The sequence below is a fragment of the Hymenobacter sp. H14-R3 genome (genome assembly GCF_030063445.1).
In the GTDB taxonomy this organism is placed as follows: Bacteria; Bacteroidota; Bacteroidia; order Cytophagales; family Hymenobacteraceae; genus Hymenobacter.
The window spans coordinates 78,334-94,204 of record NZ_JASITD010000002.1 but is presented as its reverse complement, the minus strand read 5'-3'; the positions used below and the strand labels follow the sequence as shown (position 1 = coordinate 94,204).

The window sequence follows — 15,871 nt, the reverse complement described above, 5'->3', positions numbered from 1 at the left end:
AATAAGAAAAAGCGCCCGCTAGCTGAGTAGCCAGCGCTGGTAGGTGCGCGCCGAAGGCACCAGCCGCCAGCCCAAAAGTAGTAGCAGGCCAACATAGGCCACCAGAATTACGCCCTGGTGCGTGAATAAGTTGGCAGCGAGCAGAGGTAAGCTCGATAAGCCCACCAGGCTATTGCGCACGACCAGCCGGCTTTGGTAAATACGCATGTTTTCAGCGTACGGCCGCCGCAGATTAGGCCTGATGCGCCGGCAAACAGTATACAGAACCATGCCGAGTAGCAGCAGCGCCAGCGTAAGGGCTACCCAGATTGGCCAGGTAATGAGCCACGAGTTGCCAGCCACGGCCGTAGTTAGCTTCCCTTTCCCCGCTAGCGCCGCGCCACTCATCAACAGCCCCTGCACCCCAAAGTGCAGCCAGTGGCTCCGCCGAAAGCGCTGGATGGCCAGGTTATATTCTGCGTCCGTCATGGCAGGCAAGTGGTGCTGAGGAATTCTGAATGATTGCGGGCTTTGGTAAAAAACTGGTGTGGCCGGCCGCCGCCCGGGCTTTTCCTACCTGGCCTCAGTAAGCGATTCCGCTGGCCGGCGCTCGCAGCTGGTCGCGCACTTCCATCAGGGCAAAGCCGAGCAGGTTGAGGCCCTGCCACTGCTTCGGGTTTTCGGCCCGCTCGCTGTCGGCGGCCAGGCCAATACCCCAGATGCGGTCTACCGGGCTGGCCTCCACCAGCACGCGCTCCTTGGTATGGAGGATAAATTCTTGTAAATCAGGGTGTTGCTGAAACTTGGCCAGGTTGCCGCGTACCACTAGCGCCATGCGTTGGCTGGTCCAGGTGGCCTCGTCAAACTGCCGCACCTGCCGGCCCAGCGCCTTAGCTTCGGCCGGCGACTTGGCCACCATAATCTGGTTAAATACTTCCATGTCGCTGAATACTAGTGCCTTCTGGGCCATCATCCAATGCTCAGTGGTAGCATAGCGCACGCCGTCCACCACAAACGGGGCCGGCCACCACTGGCTGAAGCAGGCCGCCGTGAGGTCGCCGCTCTTGCTGCGCTGGTGCCCCCAGAAAAAGAGAAACTTCGTTCTCTTTCCCTTTTCAAAATTGGCAATAAGCCAGGGTAAGTCGTAAGTCAATAACATAACTATTTGTTTAAAAGGTAGTTAGTTTACCGGGTAGGGCTGCCACGGAATGCTGCGCCACGGGCTGGCGGGCGACTCGACCAGAAAAGTGGTGAGCCGGGCTATGTCGGCGTGGTTTTCCAGGTCGGGGTTCCACATGAGGCGGCCGGCCACGAAGCTCGTGGCAAAGCCGTCCCAGGAGTCGAATTCGAGCAGGGCCAGCCGCGTGGCCGCGTCGATGTAGGGCCAGGCCTGCTCCCAGCTCAGGTAGCCGTAGTCGTGGCACCAGCGCGCCACGGTTACCATGCGGGCATAGTCCCAGGCGGCAATGCTGGTGACGAAGCGCTTTTCGAGAAACGGGTTGGCCGCAAATATGGCCTGCCAGCGTTTGGGCTGGCTTTTGAGCTGGGGGCGCAGCTCCTGGCGGTGGCCGGTGTGCTGGAGCCGCTCCAGGCGCTCGATGGCCTGCGCGGTGTTGGTGATGCCCCACCACTGCGCCAGGCTTTCTTTGCCGCCGGCCAGGCCCTCGGGGGTAAGCGGCGGCAGCACCCGGATGGGGTCGTCGTTGTAAAAAGCCAGCACGCCGCCCGTGGCCAGCGCCCGTACCTCGGTAGCGCTGAGCGGCCGCCGGGGCTGGGCTAGGTCGTAGCAATGCACGCTGCGCGCCCCGTACTTGCGGATGTTGCTACTCGTGCGGGTCAGCGTGCGCGCGTCCTTATTCGCCAGCAGGCCCAGCAGCGAATCGACCGCAGCGTCGAGCGCGGAATTAAATTTTTCTTGCAGCCACATGCGTTTGTAAATTAGAGAATGGCTTTGGACCCTTTTACTGGGGTTGCCCTGGTAGGCAAAGCGGCAATGGAGGAGGGCTAAGCGCCGATAACGCGCCCGGAAACCTACGCAGAAAAGCCTGCGCTGGTCAGCAGCCAGGGGCTCCTATACTCCTCGGCAGGGTGTAATAAGTGGGTTATGCTGGGGGAGTTGGCTTGGTTTTGTCGAAAAAAATCAGTATATTACGGTACATTAGCTCCCACCCACCATGCCAACCTACCCGCATTCCTCGCCCGAATCGGTGCCGGCCACCGGCACTATTGCCACCACCGCGCCATGCCCCAAGCTCGCCGCCCTTAAGGCCCGCGCCAAAGCCCTGAAAAAAGGCCGTAAGCAAGAGCGACTCCGGTTTTTCTCGGGCTTGTGCGCCAGTCTGCACGCGCTGGGCTTTAGCTTCTAATAGACTGATTGCTACCGATATCTGTGTATAAAAAAAGCCCTGTTCAGGGCTTTTTTTGGGTCTACTGCGAGGCTTTGAGCCTTTTTATCATCGCCTTCATCTCGCCAATCTCGCGCCTCTGGGCTTCAATAATGCCATCGGCGAGCTTACGCACTTCGGGGTCCTTAATGTTGGCCCGCTCGCTGGTAAGAATGGCGATGGAGTGGTGCGGAATCATGGCCTCCATCCACAGCACATCACCCACCAACGACTGGGTGCGCATCAGAAAATACACGACTACAAAAAATAGCATGCCCGCGCCGCCAATAAGCAGGTTGAGGCTGCGCTTGGGGTACATCGAGCCCATAAAACCCAGCATAAGAAAGCCCATCGGCACAATCATCAGGCACGTCATGTAAAAGCGCATGAGGCTGAAATACACGTGGTCCCACTCGTAGGTGTTGAGGTACATCACCACGTACATGAGCACGAAGGACGCCGCGAGCATCACGAAAAACTTGGGGTAGTGGCTGGGTTGCATTTGCCGCTGCATGGCTGGAAGGGGCTAAGTAAAGAACTCGTTCTAACGTATGGGTTAGCAAGGGGTTATGCGCCGGCGGCGGGACCCGGCGGCTTCAGTCTTCTTGCCAGCCCAACTGATTTTATGGTTAATCAACTAGCTGCCAGCCTGGTAAGCGGGCAATAAAAAACGTACAGAATTCCTGCCTTGGCAGAAATCCTGTACGTCTGGCTATCGAAACCTGCACGCCGGCGGCTACGGGAATTTCGGAAACTTTGAGAAGTCGGGCTGGCGCTTTTCGAGGAAGGCGTTTTTGCCTTCCTTAGCTTCCTCGCTCAGGTAGTAGAGCAGCGTGGCGTTGCCGGCCAGCTCCTGAATACCAGCCTGGCCATCGAGCTCGGCGTTGAAGCTGGATTTCAGCATGCGCAACGACAACGGGCTCTTCTGCAGTATCTTATTGCACCAGGCCACGGTGGTTTCCTCCAGCTGGGCTAGGGGTACTACCTTGTTTACCAGGCCCATATCGAGGGCTTCCTGGGCGTCGTACTGGTCGCAGAGAAACCAGATTTCGCGGGCTTTTTTCTGGCCCACCACGCGGGCGAGGTAGCTCGCGCCAAAGCCGCCGTCGAACGAGCCCACGTTGGGGCCCGTCTGGCCGAAGCGGGCGTTGTCGGCCGCAATGGTGAGGTCGCACACCACGTGCAGCACGTGGCCGCCGCCGATGGCCCAGCCCGCCACCATGGCAATTACGGGCTTCGGAATGCTGCGAATCATCTTCTGCAAATCGAGCACGTTGAGGCGGGGCACTGCGTCGCCGCCCACGTAGCCGCCGTGGCCGCGCACGCTCTGGTCGCCGCCCGAGCAGAAGGCCTTGCCGCCCTCGCCGGTAAAAACGATGACGCCGATATCGGTGCGATTGCGGCAAATGGTCATGGCCTCAATCATCTCATCCACCGTGAGCGGCGTGAAGGCGTTGTGCACCTGCGGCCGGTTGATGCTGATTTTGGCAATGCCCCCGTGCTGGGAGAAAATGATTTCCTGAAACTCCTTAATCGGAGTCCACTCGATGGGTTCGGACATAGGTTTGAAAGTAAAAACTCAGCGTACCTCAGCGGTAATTTCTAGAACATCCCTCGGGAAGTTACCGCTGAGGTGCGCAGTGGTAACCCGCTGAGGTACGCTGAGAAAAATTAGGAAAATGCTTGCTTCACCGCGGCGCGGTATTCTTCAAAAAAGGCGGCGTTGGTTTTGCTGTCGGTGAAGATTTCCAGAACCGCCGCGCCGCCTTCGGCCGCAAAGAAAACCGGTAGCGCGGCATTGAGTTCAGCAAACGACGACACCGGCAGGTAGCGCAGCTTGAAATCGCGGCACAGGTTCTCGGCCGTGAGCGCCTGCGTGGTTTCAAAAAACTCGTCCAGCTCCGGCTGCTGGCGCGGCCCATCAATGAGCCGGAAAATACCGCCGCCGTGGTTATTAAATAACACTACCCGTAGGTTGGGCGTGGGGTAATTGTGCCAGAAAGCGTTGCGGTCGTAGAAAAACGCCACGTCGCCAGTGAGCAGCACTACCGGCCGCTCGGGCTGCGCCAGCGCTGCGCCCACCGCCGTGCTGTTGCAGCCGTCGATGCCGCTGGTGCCCCGGTTGGCGAATACTTCAACATCAGCGTCCACGCCAATAATGTTTGCGTAACGTACGGCCATGCTATTGGCGAGGTGCAGGGCGGTACTTTCGGGTAGGCTAGCCAACGCGTGACGCATGGCCGCAAACTCGTTGAAGGGGTGACCCTCGGCAGCAAAAAATATGCTGAGAAACTGTGTGGCGGCAGCGTCGGCGTGCTGCCAAGTAATGGGTAGGGCAGCAGAGAGGATGGGATTCGAACCATCGATAACCTTTTGGGACATCTGCGCATCCGCAGAGAAGGAGGGATTCGAACCCTCGAACCCGTTAGAATCAGTGGTTTTCAAGACTGTAACCGCTACGTTCGGGTTATAGTCCTCACTATCGGACACTGCCAACTGCTGAAAAAACACCGCTGGCTGCACCCGAATAATACGCGTGAGCCGCCGAAACGTGTCGGCCACTTCGCCAGCGGGTTGTAAGTGCCAGTGTTGAGCGGGGGCCGCGTCGCGCAAAAACAGTTTCAACGCCTTCGAAATCAGCGACTGCCCGAAGGTAATGAGCAAGTCGGGCCGTAGCGCTTCCTTTTGCTCCTTCGATAGGCCTGCCAGAAAAATATCTTGCCGACGTACGCCGGGTACGTCGCCCACATTCGCAATGCTATCGGCCACTACTTGCGCCTGCTGCGCCTCGGCAAACTCGTAGAGCGCCGCCGTGAGGGTAGCACTTTCGGACTGCTGGCCGGCCACTACCAGTACGCGACCAGCGTTGCGTAACTGCCGCCGCAAGTCCAGGATTTCGGCTGGTGGCAGGATGGTATTTGTATGGTCTTCCCGAATAATTTTCACATCCTGCTCATACACAATGTCTTCCCCCGGCTTCGGATAAAACGGCTCGCGCAGCGGAATATTTACCTGCACCGGCCCGGCGGGCCCGGCCTGGGTCAAATTAATTGCCTCGTTAATTATCCGTTCGGCGTGCCACTTGGCATCGGGGTGCGTGGTGTCAGCCGGGAAATCAAACGCGCCTTTGGCGTGCGCGCCGTAGAGGTTGCGCTGCCGGATGGTCTGGCCGTCGAGTTGATCAATCCATTCGGGCGGTCGGTCGGCGGTGAGGATGAGCAGCGGAATCTGCTGAAAAAACGCCTCCGCCACGGCGGGCGCGTAGTTGAGGCCGGCCGTGCCGCTGGTGCACACCAGCACCACCGTTCGGCGCGTGGCCTGCGCAATGCCGAGGCCGATGAACGCCGCCGCCCGCTCATCGGGCACCACGCGCAGCTTGCCCCGGTAGGCCGGGTGCCGCGCAAAGGCCAGCGTGAGCGGCGCCGAGCGCGAGCCGGGCGATAAAATAACGTCGGTAATCCCGTGCCGGGCGCAGATTTCGGCGATGTTGAAAACGGCTTGGTTGTTCATTTAACAGGTAGCGAGGAAAGGCAGCAAGACGTTCTTTTCGGTATTCATACTCAAGTCAAAACCGCGCCCACGGTTTGCAGCTTCATCTCAGTTTCCTGCCACTCGCGGGCGGGGTCCGAGTCGGCGGTGAGGCCGGTGCCGGCGTAGAGGATGGCCTCGGTGGGCCGCAGCTGCAAGCAGCGCAGGTTCACGTAGAGGCCCGAAACACCGGGGGCCGTCACGTTTACCGGCCCCAGAAAGCCGCTGTAGTAGGCCCGGTCGTAGCCCTCATAGCGGCTCAAAAAAGCCAGCGCCGCCGCCTTGGGCATGCCGCCCACGGCCGAGGTGGGGTGCAGCAGCCGCAGCATATCGGTGCCGAGCGAAGCGGGGGAGGGTACGTTTTTCAAATCGACCTCAAAGTCGGTGCGCAGGTGCAGCAACTGGCCGGCCACGGCGGTGCGCGGGCCCGCCTCGTGGTAGTCGCGCAGGCGCAGCTGCTTGAAGCAGCTCACGATGTAGCGCGCCACCAGCGCCTGCTCCTCAATCTCCTTCTGCCGCCAGATGGCCGCCTGCGGCGGCACGCCCGGCACCAGCGGTTGGGTGCCGGCCAGGGCCATGGTGTGAAACTGGCCATCGGCCGTCACCTCGGCCAGCACCTCGGGCGAGGCCCCCAGCCAGGTGCCCACGCCCGGCACGCTCACCAGCGACACAAAGGCACGGCCGTACTTCTCGCACAGCCCGGCAAAGGCCACCAGCGGGTCGAACCCGGCCGGCAGCAGCCGGTGCGCCACCCGCGACGACACCACTTTCACCACTTCCTTGGCTACGATGGCCGCCACGCCGGTGCGCACCAGCTCGGTATAGTCGGCCTCGGTGGTGGCGGGCGGGGCGGGCTGTGGGCCGTAGTGCCAGGCTAGCGCGGCGGGCGGCGGCAGGGCCAGCCACGCCGTGATGTTGCCCACCAACGCGCGCGCGGCCGGCGACAAGCTCACCACGTCGGGCCGGGCGAGGTCGTACTGCACATCGGCGGGCAAAAACAGCGCCGGGTTGTGGTCGGAGTCGCGGAACGGGAAGAACGCGAAGCCGGCCGGGGCCTGCGCATCCAGGGCGGGCGGCAATCCAGTATAAGTATCTTCTAACGAGCGACTTATAAGAATGCGCGCGTGCGCGCCGTCCGGCGCGCGCCAGATGGCCAGCGGCCGGCCCGTGCGCAGGGCCCCGGCCGCCAGGTGGCGCAGGCGAGCTGGGGCATCGAGGCCCGCGGCGGCGGCGGGCCAGGGCAGAAGCCGGGGTTCAGCGGGTTGCATCAGGCGGCTTTTTCCTTGGCGGCCGGCAGGTCAATCACGGCCATCGTGATGCGGCTGATGCACACCAGCGCGCCGGTTTCTTCGTGGGTAATGCGGATTTCCCACACCTGCGTAGTGCGGCCCACGTGCAGGGCGGTGGCGCGGCCGCGCACCCAGCCGCTGCGCACGCCCTTGATGTGGTTGGCGTTGATTTCCAGGCCCACGCAGGCCTGGCGCGTCACGTCGATGCGGGTGGCTGCTCCGATGCTGCCCAGGGTTTCGGCCAGCGCCACCGAGGCCCCGCCGTGCAGCAGGCCCATGGGCTGGTGCGTGCGGCCATCCACGGGCATGCGGCCTTCGAGGTAGTCCTCCGTAATGTCGGTGAGCTCAATGCCCAGCGCGTCGGCCAGGGTGGGGCGGTGGGAAGCCCAGATTTTTACGTCGTCGAGAGTCATTCTTTTGATTGTGTTGGGCTAAAATCGTCTGTCATTGCGAGCGCAGTGCGGCAATCGTATCCGCACGATACTCGCGCCAGTCGTTCAGCCATCGTGCTGGTGCGATTGCCGCGCTGCGCTCGCAATGACAATCGATTTTTACGCGAACAACGAATAGCCAACCCGTACTTTACGGCATTGTTCGGCAAAACTACTCCGCTTCCGCCCGTGCCAGTTCAGCAACTCTACCTTCTTCGCCACGGCCAAACCGACTTCAACGTGCAGGGCATTGTGCAGGGCAGTGGCATCGACTCCGACCTCAACGACCGGGGCCGGGCGCAAGCCGCCCAGTTTTGGGCCGTGTATAAGGAGGTGCCGTTTGCCCGCGTCTACACCTCAGGCCTCAAGCGCACCCAGCAATCGGTGCAGCAGTTTATTGAGGCCGGCCTGCCCCACGAGCGCCACCTGGGCCTCAACGAAATAAGCTGGGGCAACCGCGAGGGCAGCCGCATCACGCCCCAGGAAGACGCCGAATACGGCCAGGTGCTCACCGAGTGGACGCTCGGCAACGACCACGCCCGCCTGCCCGGCGGCGAAAGCCCGGCCGAAGTAGCCGCCCGCCAGCGCCCGTTTATCGAGCTGCTGCAAAGCCGGCCCCACGATGAAATCGTGCTCGTGTGCCTGCATGGGCGCGCCCTGCGCGTGCTGCTGTGCCAGCTCCTGGGCTACCCGCTCAGCTGCATGGATGGCTTTGAGCACCAGAACCTCTGCCTCTACAAGCTGCACTACACGGGCGCGCACTACACCATTCGCAACTTTTTAGACGTAAGCCACTTGGGGGCTGCTTCCTAACTTAGGCAACCCACCGGCCGAAAGGCCAATTGTTTCCCCACTTTTTGGCGGCTAATTTTGGCCCTCAATCCCAATCTGTAATTCCGATGGCCGAAATTATCAAAATGCCGAAAATGAGCGACACGATGACCGAAGGGGTTATCGCGGCCTGGCTCAAGAAAGTAGGCGACAAAGTGAAAGCTGGCGACATCCTGGCCGAAGTCGAGACCGACAAGGCCACTATGGAGCTGGAAAACTACGAGGACGGCATCCTGCTCTACATCGGCCCCAAAGAGAAAGATTCTGTACCCGTAGATGGCGTACTGGCCATTGTGGGCAAGGAAGGCGAAGATATTTCGGCCCTGCTCAACGGCCAGGGCGGTGGTAGCACCCCCGCGCCGGCCGCCGCGGCGCCCGTGCCGGCACCTGCCGCGCCAGCCCCGGCTCCCCAGGCTGCTGCTGCGCCTGCCCCGGCCGCCGCCGCCGCGCCCGCCAATGGCAAAAAAGCCACGGTAGTGCGCATGCCCAAAATGAGCGATACCATGACCGAAGGCACCATTGCCGCCTGGCTGAAAAAGGTGGGTGATAAGGTAAAATCGGGCGACGTACTGGCCGAAGTCGAGACCGACAAAGCCACTATGGAGTTGGAAAACTACGAGGATGGCACCCTGCTCTACACCGGCCCCAAGGCCGGCGAAGCCGTAGCCGTTGACGGCATCCTGGCCATCATTGGCGAGGAAGGCGCTGATATTCAGGCTCTACTAGGTGGCCAAAGCGGGGCCCCGGCTCCGGCCGAAACGGCCCCGGCTGCCCCCGCCGCCGAAGCCGCGCCGCAGGCCGAAGCCAGCACCGGCCGCCTCATTGCCTCGCCCCTGGCCAAAAGCATCGCCAAGGACAAAGGCCTCGACCTGCGCCAAATCAAAGGCAGCGGCGAAAACGGCCGCATCGTAGCCCGCGACCTCACCGACGCCCAGCCCAGCACCAGCCAGCCAGCCGCTGCGCCGGCCGCCGCCGCGCCGGCCTCGGCCCCGAGCGAGTACATCCAGGCCGCCCTGCCCGAGCAGGCGGCCGCCAACCAAGGGTCAGCGCAGGCTAAGCCTGCTGCCGCGCCCGCCCCGGCTCCGGCCGCTGCCGAAGGCACGTACACCGATACCCCGGTGTCGTCGATGCGCAAGGTGATTGCCAAGCGCCTGTCGGAGAGCTTGTTCACGGCCCCGCATTTCTATCTCACGATGGAAATCCTGATGGACAAGGCCATGGAAACCCGCGTGAAGCTCAACGAGCTATCGCCGGTAAAGCTGTCGTTCAACGACTTGGTGCTCAAGGCTTCGGCCCTGGCCCTGCGCCAGCACCCGGTTATTAACTCGTCGTGGCTCGGCGATAAGATTCGCCAGAACAAGCTTATCCACATCGGCGTGGCCGTGGCCGTGGACGAAGGCTTGCTCGTGCCGGTTGTCCGCAACGCGGATGGCAAGGGCCTGTCGCAGATTGCCACCGAGGTGAAGGAGCTGGCCGGCAAGGCCAAAAGCAAGAAATTGCAGCCCGCCGAGTGGGAAGGTAGTACCTTCACTATCAGTAACTTGGGGATGTTTGGCATTGATGAGTTCACCGCCATCATCAACGAGCCGAATGCCTGCATTCTGGCCGTAGGTGGCATCAAGCAAACCGCCGTGGTGAAGGATGGCGCGCTGGCCATCGGCAACATCATGAAGGTGACGCTGAGCTGCGACCACCGCGTGGTAGACGGCGCCACCGGCGCGGCCTTCCTGCAAACCCTGAAGAGCCTGCTCGAAGACCCGATGCGGATGCTGATTTGAGGCTAGTTGTCAGGGTAATACCTGCAAAAGAAGCTTAGCTATCCAAGAAAGTCAGCCCTCACCGGCTGACTTTCTTATTTTTAGAACTTACGCAAAAGGCGTAACTTGAAAAGAAAAGCCATGAAAGTGACGGCGCAACTCTATGGGCAGTTTTTGGTGAGCAGCCAGGTGAATTATACGGGCACGTACCTGGCCGAGCATCTGGCGGGCCTGACGCACGACAACGTGCGCTACTTTCTCAAGACCAGCCACTTCACGCCGCGTCAGCTCTGGCAACAGGTGCGCCCGCAGGTGGTATTGAGTGCGCGGGGCTACGTCTTGTTTGACGATACGGTGCTGGATAAACACCACAGCCGCCGCATCGAACTCGTGCGCCGCCAGTACAGCGGCAACGCCCACGGCGTGATTGCCGGCATCGGCCTGGTCACCTGCGTGTACGTCAACCCCGAAACCGACCAGTTCTGGTTGATTGACTACCGCCTCTTCGCGCCCGACAATGACGGCAAGACCAAGCTCGACCACGTGGCCGAGATGCTGGCGCAACTGGCCCCGCGCGGCATTCCCTATCGCACCGTGCTGATGGACAGCTGGTACGCCACCACGGCCCTGTTCAAATGGCTGCTCAACGCAGAAAAAACGTTTTACTGCCCGTTGAAAAGCAACCGCCTCGTCGACGATTCCGGCGGCCAACAGCCCTACCAGCCCGTGGCTTGCCTGTACTGGTCGGCAGCAGAAGTAGAAACCGGCAAAATCCTGAAAGTGAAGGGTATGCCGAAAGACTGCAAACTGAAACTTTTCCGCGTACTGGTGTCTCCCCACCGGACGGACTACCTCCTCACCAACGAGGTCGAGCCCTTGAACACGGCCGCTGCTGAACAAGAAAGCAGTGTCCGCTGGACCATTGAGCAGTTTCATCGCGAACTCAAACAACTTACCGGCGTGCAGGCCTGCCAGTGCCGACTGGCCCGCAGCCAGCGCAACCACATTGCCCTGGCCGTGCGCGCCTGGACCTGTCTCAAACAAGCCGCCTACCAGACCAAAAAGACTGTTTATCAACTTAAACAAGGGTTTTTGGATGCGTATATGCGCCATGAATTAATGCAGCCAACACTGGCTTTTGCGTAAGTCCTAATTTTATGCCATTATGCACCTCCAAGTCATAGGTGATAATCTGGAAACACGTGTACATTTGGCGCTCACCGTCAGCTATGTAAACGCATGAGAAATAAGCTACTAATCTTGCCCTTCGTTGTGGTAACAAGTGCGGCCTACGCCCAAGCGCGCACCCTTGCGGGGCAGGTGCAGGATGCCGCCGGCCGGCCCGTTATCGGGGCCACGGTGGTGGAAAAGGGCACCAACAACGGCACCGGCACCGATGGCAACGGCCGCTTTGTGCTGCGCGCCCGCACCGCCCAGCCCCGGCTGCTCATCAGCGCGCTGGGCTACGCCAGCCAGGAGGTGAGCGCCGAGGGTGGTGCGCTAACGGTACGCCTGGCCGCCAACTCCACCGCGCTGGCCGACGTGCAGGTGGTGGGCTCGCGCAGCCTCAACCGCTCCGTTACCGACTCGCCCTCGCCGGTCGATATCATTGACGTGCAGCAGGTAACGGCCAAAACCGGCCAGCTCGACGTCAACCAGCTGCTGCAATTCGTGGCCCCTTCCTTCAACTCGAACCGCCAGACCGGGGCCGACGGAGCCGACCACGTGGACCCCGCCAGCCTGCGCGGCCTGGGCCCCGACCAAACCCTGGTGCTCGTGAACGGCAAGCGCTGGCACCAGTCGTCGCTCATCAACCTGTTTGGCTCGCGGGGCCGCGGCAACACCGGCACCGACCTCAACACGATTCCGGCGGCCAGCATCGAGCGCATCGAGATTCTGCGCGACGGCGCGTCGGCCCAGTACGGCTCCGATGCCATTGCGGGCGTCATCAACATCGTGCTCAAAACCAGCACCAATGAGCTGACCGCCAACGCCAACTACGGCGCGTACACGGCCAAGTACCGCTTCGATGATAAGACCTTCGACGGCGGCAACTTCAACGCTAATGCCAACTACGGCGTGGCCGTGGGCAAGGGGGGCTTCGTGAACCTGACGGCCGATTTCAACCAGCGTCAGCACACCCAGCGCGCCAACGTGCCCGCCCCCGACGGCATTCAGCGCCGCGAGTACGGCGACCCCAAGGCCACCAACACCTCGGTGTATCTCAACAGCAAGCTGCCGCTGAGCGAGAATATTTACGCCTACGTGTTTGGCGGCATCAACGTGCGCCGGGGCGACGCCTACGCCTACACGCGCTTCCCCACCGTTGGCGATGCCAACGGCGACCCCATTCCGAACCCGCGCAGCAACGCCACGCTCTACCCCAACGGCTTCGACCCCATCATCACCAGCGCCATTTTTGACGGGCAGGGCGCGGCGGGCGGGCGCGGCACGTTTGGGGCCTGGGACGTGGACCTGAGCAATAGCTTCGGCTCGAACCGTTTTCACTACGGCGTGAAAAACACGCTGAACGCCACGCTGGGCGCGGCCTCGCCCACCACCTTCGACGCGGGCGGCTTCCAGCTCCAGCAAGATGTGGTAGACCTCAACATTAGTCGGCGCTTCAAAACGGTGGGGCAGGGCCTCAACCTGGCCTTCGGCAGCGAATACCGCCGCGAATGGTACCAGATTTTTGCCGGCGAGCTGGGCTCCTACAACAACTACGCGCCCAACTCGGGCATTGCGGGCGGGTCGCAGGGCTTTCCCGGCTTTCAGCCGCGCAACGTGCTGAAGGCGAGCCGTAACAACATCGGCGTGTATGCCGATGCCGAGCTGGACGTGACCAAGGCCTGGCTGGTAGAAGGCGCCGTGCGCTTCGAAAACTACAGCGACTTTGGCAGCAACGTAACCGGCAAGCTGGCCACCCGCCTCAAGCTCAGCGACGCCTTTTCGCTGCGCGGCACGCTGAGCACCGGCTTCCGCGCGCCCTCGCTGGCCCAGATTAACTTCAACACCGTGTTTACCAACGTGGTAGGGGGTAAGCCGGTGGATATTCTGCTCGACCGCAACAACGGGCCGGTGACCACGGCCGTGGGTATTCCGCCGCTCACGCGCGAGCTGTCGCGCTCGGCCAGCGTGGGCATTACGGGCCGCGCCGGCTCCATTTTCACCTTCACCGTGGATGGCTACTACATCCACATCCAGGACCGCATTGTGCTCACGGGCACCTTCGACCAGACCGATAGCGCCATTGGGGCCACGCTGGCCAGCCTGAACGTGGGCCAGGCCCAGTTCTTCGCCAACGCCGCCTCTACCACCACCTGGGGCCTCGACGCCGTGCTGGCCAACACCGTGGGCGTGGGCAGCGGCCGCCTCACCACTACCCTGGCCGGCAATCTCAACCGCCTGAACGTGACCAGCGTACAAACCACGCCGCTGCTGGCCGGCAAGGAAGAAACATTTTTCGGCGCCCGCGAGCAGGCCTTCGTGAAAGCCTCCGCGCCGCCCTTCAAAGTCAACCTCACCCTCGACTACAGCCTGGGCCGCTTCGGCGCGCTAGTGCGCTTTGTGGAGTTTGGCGGCATAACGCTGATTGATTACAACGGCAACAATAACCGCTACGACCCGCGCCTCACCACCGATGTGGCCCTGAGCTACGCCCTCACCAACCAGCTGCGGCTGTCGCTGGGCAGCTCCAACCTGTTCAATAAATACCCCAATTTCTTCAACCCCCAAGCCACCGAAACCGGCGGCGCCTGGGACCCCGTGCAAATGGGCAGCAACGGCCGGATGCTGTTTGCCAAGCTGCAAGCGAAATTTTAGGGAGGTAGCGTGGACGCTGTGAGTCCGCGCGTGGGCCGTTGCTACGCGCGGACTCGCAGCGGCCACGCTACAGCGGTGCCAAGCGGCCGGGCCCAGCGGCCCGGCCGTTTTGGTAGGAGCGCGCCCGCTAGGGTAGGGGGTTGTATTTTTGCGCCATGCTCCCAAAAATTCGCTCCACTACCGTGCTCGGCGTGCGCCACAACGGCCAGATTGCCCTTGGGGCTGACGGCCAGGCCACGATGGACAAGACCGTAGCCAAAAACAACGTGCGCAAAGTGCGCCAGCTCAACGATGGCAAGGTGGTGACCGGCTTTGCCGGCTCCACCGCCGATGCGTTCATGCTGCTCGACCGCTTCGAGGAGAAGCTTGTCGCCTACGGCAACAACCTCAAGCGCGCCGCCATTGAGCTGGCCAAAGACTGGCGTAAAGACCAGTACCTCCGCAAGTTAGAAGCCATGATGGTGGTCTGCGACAAGGACGAGCTGCTCATCGTGAGCGGCACCGGCGACGTGCTGGAACCCGACATGGACGTGGCCGCCATTGGCAGTGGCGCCATGTATGCGCAGGCCGCCGCCCTGGCCCTCAAGAAGCACGCCCCGCACCTCACGGCCCGCCAAATGGTGGAAGACGCCCTGCACATCGCGGCCGATATCTGCATCTATACCAATCACAATTTGATTATCGCCGAGCCGGCTTCTTAGCTTTTCGCTAATAGCCACTAGCTATTGGCTTCTCGTACAAGAAAGCTTACAAGGCTTAATCTCTCAAGAGCTAACAGCTAGCAGCTATTAGCTAACAGCTTAATAATATGCAAATCACCAATTTCCTCAAGCACCACTACCGCCACTTCAACGCCGCCGCCCTCATCGACGCGGCCGATGGCTACAACAAGCACCTCGCCGAAGGCGGCAAAATGATGATTACCCTGGCCGGCGCCATGAGCACCGCCGAAATGGGGATTCAGCTGGCCGAGCTGATTCGGCAGGATAAAGTGCAGATTATCAGCTGCACCGGGGCCAACCTCGAAGAGGATATCTTCAACCTCGTGGCCCACGACTTCTACGAGCGCGTGCCCAACTACCGCGACCTCACACCCGCCGATGAGCAGGCCCTGCTCGACCGCCACATGAACCGCGTAACCGACACCTGCATCCCCGAGGAAGAGGCCATGCGCCGCCTGGAGCACGTGGTACTGAAGTTTTGGGAGAAGGCCGACAAGGCCGGCGAAGCCCATTTCCCCCACGAATTCTTCTACCAGATTCTGCTCTCGGGCGAGTTGGAGCAGTACTACCAGATTGACCCCAAAGATTCGTGGATGCTGGCGGCAGCCGAGAAAAACCTGCCCATCATCTGCCCCGGCTGGGAAGACTCGACGCTCGGCAATATCTACGCCGGCCACGTCATCACCGGCGACATCAAGAACGTGCACACCATGCGCACGGGCATCCAGTACATGATTTACCTGGCCGACTGGTACACCAAGCAGGCCACGAACGAGAGCAAAGTCGGCTTCTTCCAGATTGGCGGCGGCATTGCCGGCGACTTCCCCATCTGCGTGGTGCCCATGCTGCACCAGGACCTGGGCCGCACCAGCGTGCCGCTGTGGGGCTATTTCTGCCAGATTTCGGACTCGACTACCTCCTACGGTAGCTACTCGGGTGCCGTGCCCAACGAGAAAATTACCTGGGGCAAGCTGGGCCAGAACACGCCAAAGTTCATTATCGAAAGCGACGCCACCATCGTGGCTCCGCTGATTTTTGCCATCGTGCTGGGGCAATAATCGCGCAGTAAATTACCAAAAAGGCCCGCCGCTGAATCTCAGCGGCGGGCCTTTTTTGCGCGTTGCGCTC

General features: G+C 61.4%; 15 protein-coding genes. 7 read left to right on the top strand and 8 right to left on the bottom strand.

Features of this window, described 5'->3' with window-relative positions; all coding sequences use genetic code 11:
* Positions 1–18: 18 nt before the first annotated feature.
* The 3 genes from QMK33_RS02390 to QMK33_RS02380 all read right to left on the bottom strand — a co-directional run bounded on the left by QMK33_RS02390 (position 19) and on the right by QMK33_RS02380 (position 1,906).
* The gene (locus tag QMK33_RS02390) at positions 19–468 is read right to left on the bottom strand and encodes a hypothetical protein (protein WP_283562948.1); all 450 of its coding nucleotides are present in this window, start codon (positions 466–468) and stop codon (positions 19–21) included.
* Positions 469–562: 94 nt separating this feature from the next.
* On the bottom strand, positions 563–1,138 hold the full coding sequence (gene ybiA, locus QMK33_RS02385) for a riboflavin biosynthesis intermediates N-glycosidase (protein WP_283562947.1): 576 nt from the start codon (positions 1,136–1,138) through the stop codon (positions 563–565).
* Between the two features lie 21 nt (positions 1,139–1,159).
* Positions 1,160–1,906: a DUF1266 domain-containing protein gene (locus QMK33_RS02380; protein ID WP_283562946.1), complete on the bottom strand. Its 747-nt coding sequence runs from the start codon at positions 1,904–1,906 to the stop codon at positions 1,160–1,162.
* Positions 1,907–2,153: 247 nt separating this feature from the next.
* Here QMK33_RS02380 and QMK33_RS02375 point away from each other — a divergent pair, with 247 nt between their 5' ends.
* Positions 2,154–2,345 carry a hypothetical protein gene (locus tag QMK33_RS02375; protein ID WP_283562945.1) on the top strand — a complete coding sequence of 64 codons (192 nt, stop codon included), beginning with the start codon at positions 2,154–2,156 and terminating at the stop codon, positions 2,343–2,345.
* Positions 2,346–2,406: 61 nt separating this feature from the next.
* Here QMK33_RS02375 and QMK33_RS02370 read toward each other — a convergent pair whose 3' ends face one another.
* The 5 genes from QMK33_RS02370 to QMK33_RS02350 form a co-directional block, all read right to left on the bottom strand.
* Positions 2,407–2,877 (bottom strand): DUF305 domain-containing protein, encoded by a 471-nt coding sequence (locus tag QMK33_RS02370; protein WP_283562944.1) that lies wholly within the window; start codon positions 2,875–2,877, stop codon positions 2,407–2,409.
* A gap of 222 nt (positions 2,878–3,099) precedes the next feature.
* Complete coding sequence (gene menB / locus QMK33_RS02365; RefSeq protein WP_283562943.1) at positions 3,100–3,924, bottom strand: 1,4-dihydroxy-2-naphthoyl-CoA synthase; 825 nt, start codon at positions 3,922–3,924, stop codon at positions 3,100–3,102.
* A gap of 110 nt (positions 3,925–4,034) precedes the next feature.
* Positions 4,035–5,873, bottom strand: a complete 1,839-nt coding sequence (gene menD / locus QMK33_RS02360; RefSeq protein ID WP_283562942.1) for a 2-succinyl-5-enolpyruvyl-6-hydroxy-3-cyclohexene-1-carboxylic-acid synthase — start codon at positions 5,871–5,873, stop codon at positions 4,035–4,037.
* Positions 5,874–5,923: 50 nt separating this feature from the next.
* Positions 5,924–7,159: a chorismate-binding protein gene (locus tag QMK33_RS02355; RefSeq protein WP_283562941.1), complete on the bottom strand. Its 1,236-nt coding sequence runs from the start codon at positions 7,157–7,159 to the stop codon at positions 5,924–5,926.
* A complete protein-coding gene (locus tag QMK33_RS02350) occupies positions 7,159–7,593 on the bottom strand; it encodes a hotdog fold thioesterase (protein ID WP_283562940.1) in 435 nt (144 codons plus the stop codon). Before QMK33_RS02350 ends, QMK33_RS02355 begins: the two co-directional genes overlap by 1 nt.
* Positions 7,594–7,800: 207 nt before the next feature.
* Here QMK33_RS02350 and QMK33_RS02345 point away from each other — a divergent pair, with 207 nt between their 5' ends.
* The 6 genes from QMK33_RS02345 (at position 7,801) to QMK33_RS02320 (ending at position 15,801) form a co-directional block, all read left to right on the top strand.
* Positions 7,801–8,424, top strand: coding sequence for a histidine phosphatase family protein (locus QMK33_RS02345; protein ID WP_283562939.1), 624 nt, complete (start codon positions 7,801–7,803; stop codon positions 8,422–8,424).
* Positions 8,425–8,510: 86 nt separating this feature from the next.
* Positions 8,511–10,220 (top strand): dihydrolipoyl dehydrogenase family protein, encoded by a 1,710-nt coding sequence (locus QMK33_RS02340; RefSeq protein WP_283562938.1) that lies wholly within the window; start codon positions 8,511–8,513, stop codon positions 10,218–10,220.
* 105 nt (positions 10,221–10,325) lie between these two features.
* Positions 10,326–11,345 carry an IS701 family transposase gene (locus tag QMK33_RS02335; RefSeq protein ID WP_349361670.1) on the top strand — a complete coding sequence of 340 codons (1,020 nt, stop codon included), beginning with the start codon at positions 10,326–10,328 and terminating at the stop codon, positions 11,343–11,345.
* Between the two features lie 126 nt (positions 11,346–11,471).
* A complete protein-coding gene (locus tag QMK33_RS02330) occupies positions 11,472–14,021 on the top strand; it encodes a TonB-dependent receptor (protein ID WP_283562936.1) in 2,550 nt (849 codons plus the stop codon).
* Positions 14,022–14,176: 155 nt separating this feature from the next.
* Entirely contained in the window at positions 14,177–14,722 is a 546-nt protein-coding gene (gene hslV, locus QMK33_RS02325; protein ID WP_283562935.1) for an ATP-dependent protease subunit HslV, read from the top strand.
* A gap of 107 nt (positions 14,723–14,829) precedes the next feature.
* Entirely contained in the window at positions 14,830–15,801 is a 972-nt protein-coding gene (locus QMK33_RS02320) for a deoxyhypusine synthase family protein (RefSeq protein WP_283562934.1), read from the top strand.
* Positions 15,802–15,871: the final 70 nt, after the last annotated feature.

Coding starts and splice junctions, on each gene's coding strand:
- QMK33_RS02390 (WP_283562948.1), bottom strand. CDS start 468: ATGACGGACGCAGAATATAACCTGGCCATCCAGCGCTTTCGGCGGAGC.
- ybiA (WP_283562947.1), bottom strand. CDS start 1,138: ATGTTATTGACTTACGACTTACCCTGGCTTATTGCCAATTTTGAAAAG.
- QMK33_RS02380 (WP_283562946.1), bottom strand. CDS start 1,906: ATGTGGCTGCAAGAAAAATTTAATTCCGCGCTCGACGCTGCGGTCGAT.
- QMK33_RS02375 (WP_283562945.1), top strand. CDS start 2,154: ATGCCAACCTACCCGCATTCCTCGCCCGAATCGGTGCCGGCCACCGGC.
- QMK33_RS02370 (WP_283562944.1), bottom strand. CDS start 2,877: ATGCAGCGGCAAATGCAACCCAGCCACTACCCCAAGTTTTTCGTGATG.
- menB (WP_283562943.1), bottom strand. CDS start 3,924: ATGTCCGAACCCATCGAGTGGACTCCGATTAAGGAGTTTCAGGAAATC.
- menD (WP_283562942.1), bottom strand. CDS start 5,873: ATGAACAACCAAGCCGTTTTCAACATCGCCGAAATCTGCGCCCGGCAC.
- QMK33_RS02355 (WP_283562941.1), bottom strand. CDS start 7,159: ATGCAACCCGCTGAACCCCGGCTTCTGCCCTGGCCCGCCGCCGCCGCG.
- QMK33_RS02350 (WP_283562940.1), bottom strand. CDS start 7,593: ATGACTCTCGACGACGTAAAAATCTGGGCTTCCCACCGCCCCACCCTG.
- QMK33_RS02340 (WP_283562938.1), top strand. CDS start 8,511: ATGGCCGAAATTATCAAAATGCCGAAAATGAGCGACACGATGACCGAA.
- hslV (WP_283562935.1), top strand. CDS start 14,177: ATGCTCCCAAAAATTCGCTCCACTACCGTGCTCGGCGTGCGCCACAAC.
- QMK33_RS02320 (WP_283562934.1), top strand. CDS start 14,830: ATGCAAATCACCAATTTCCTCAAGCACCACTACCGCCACTTCAACGCC.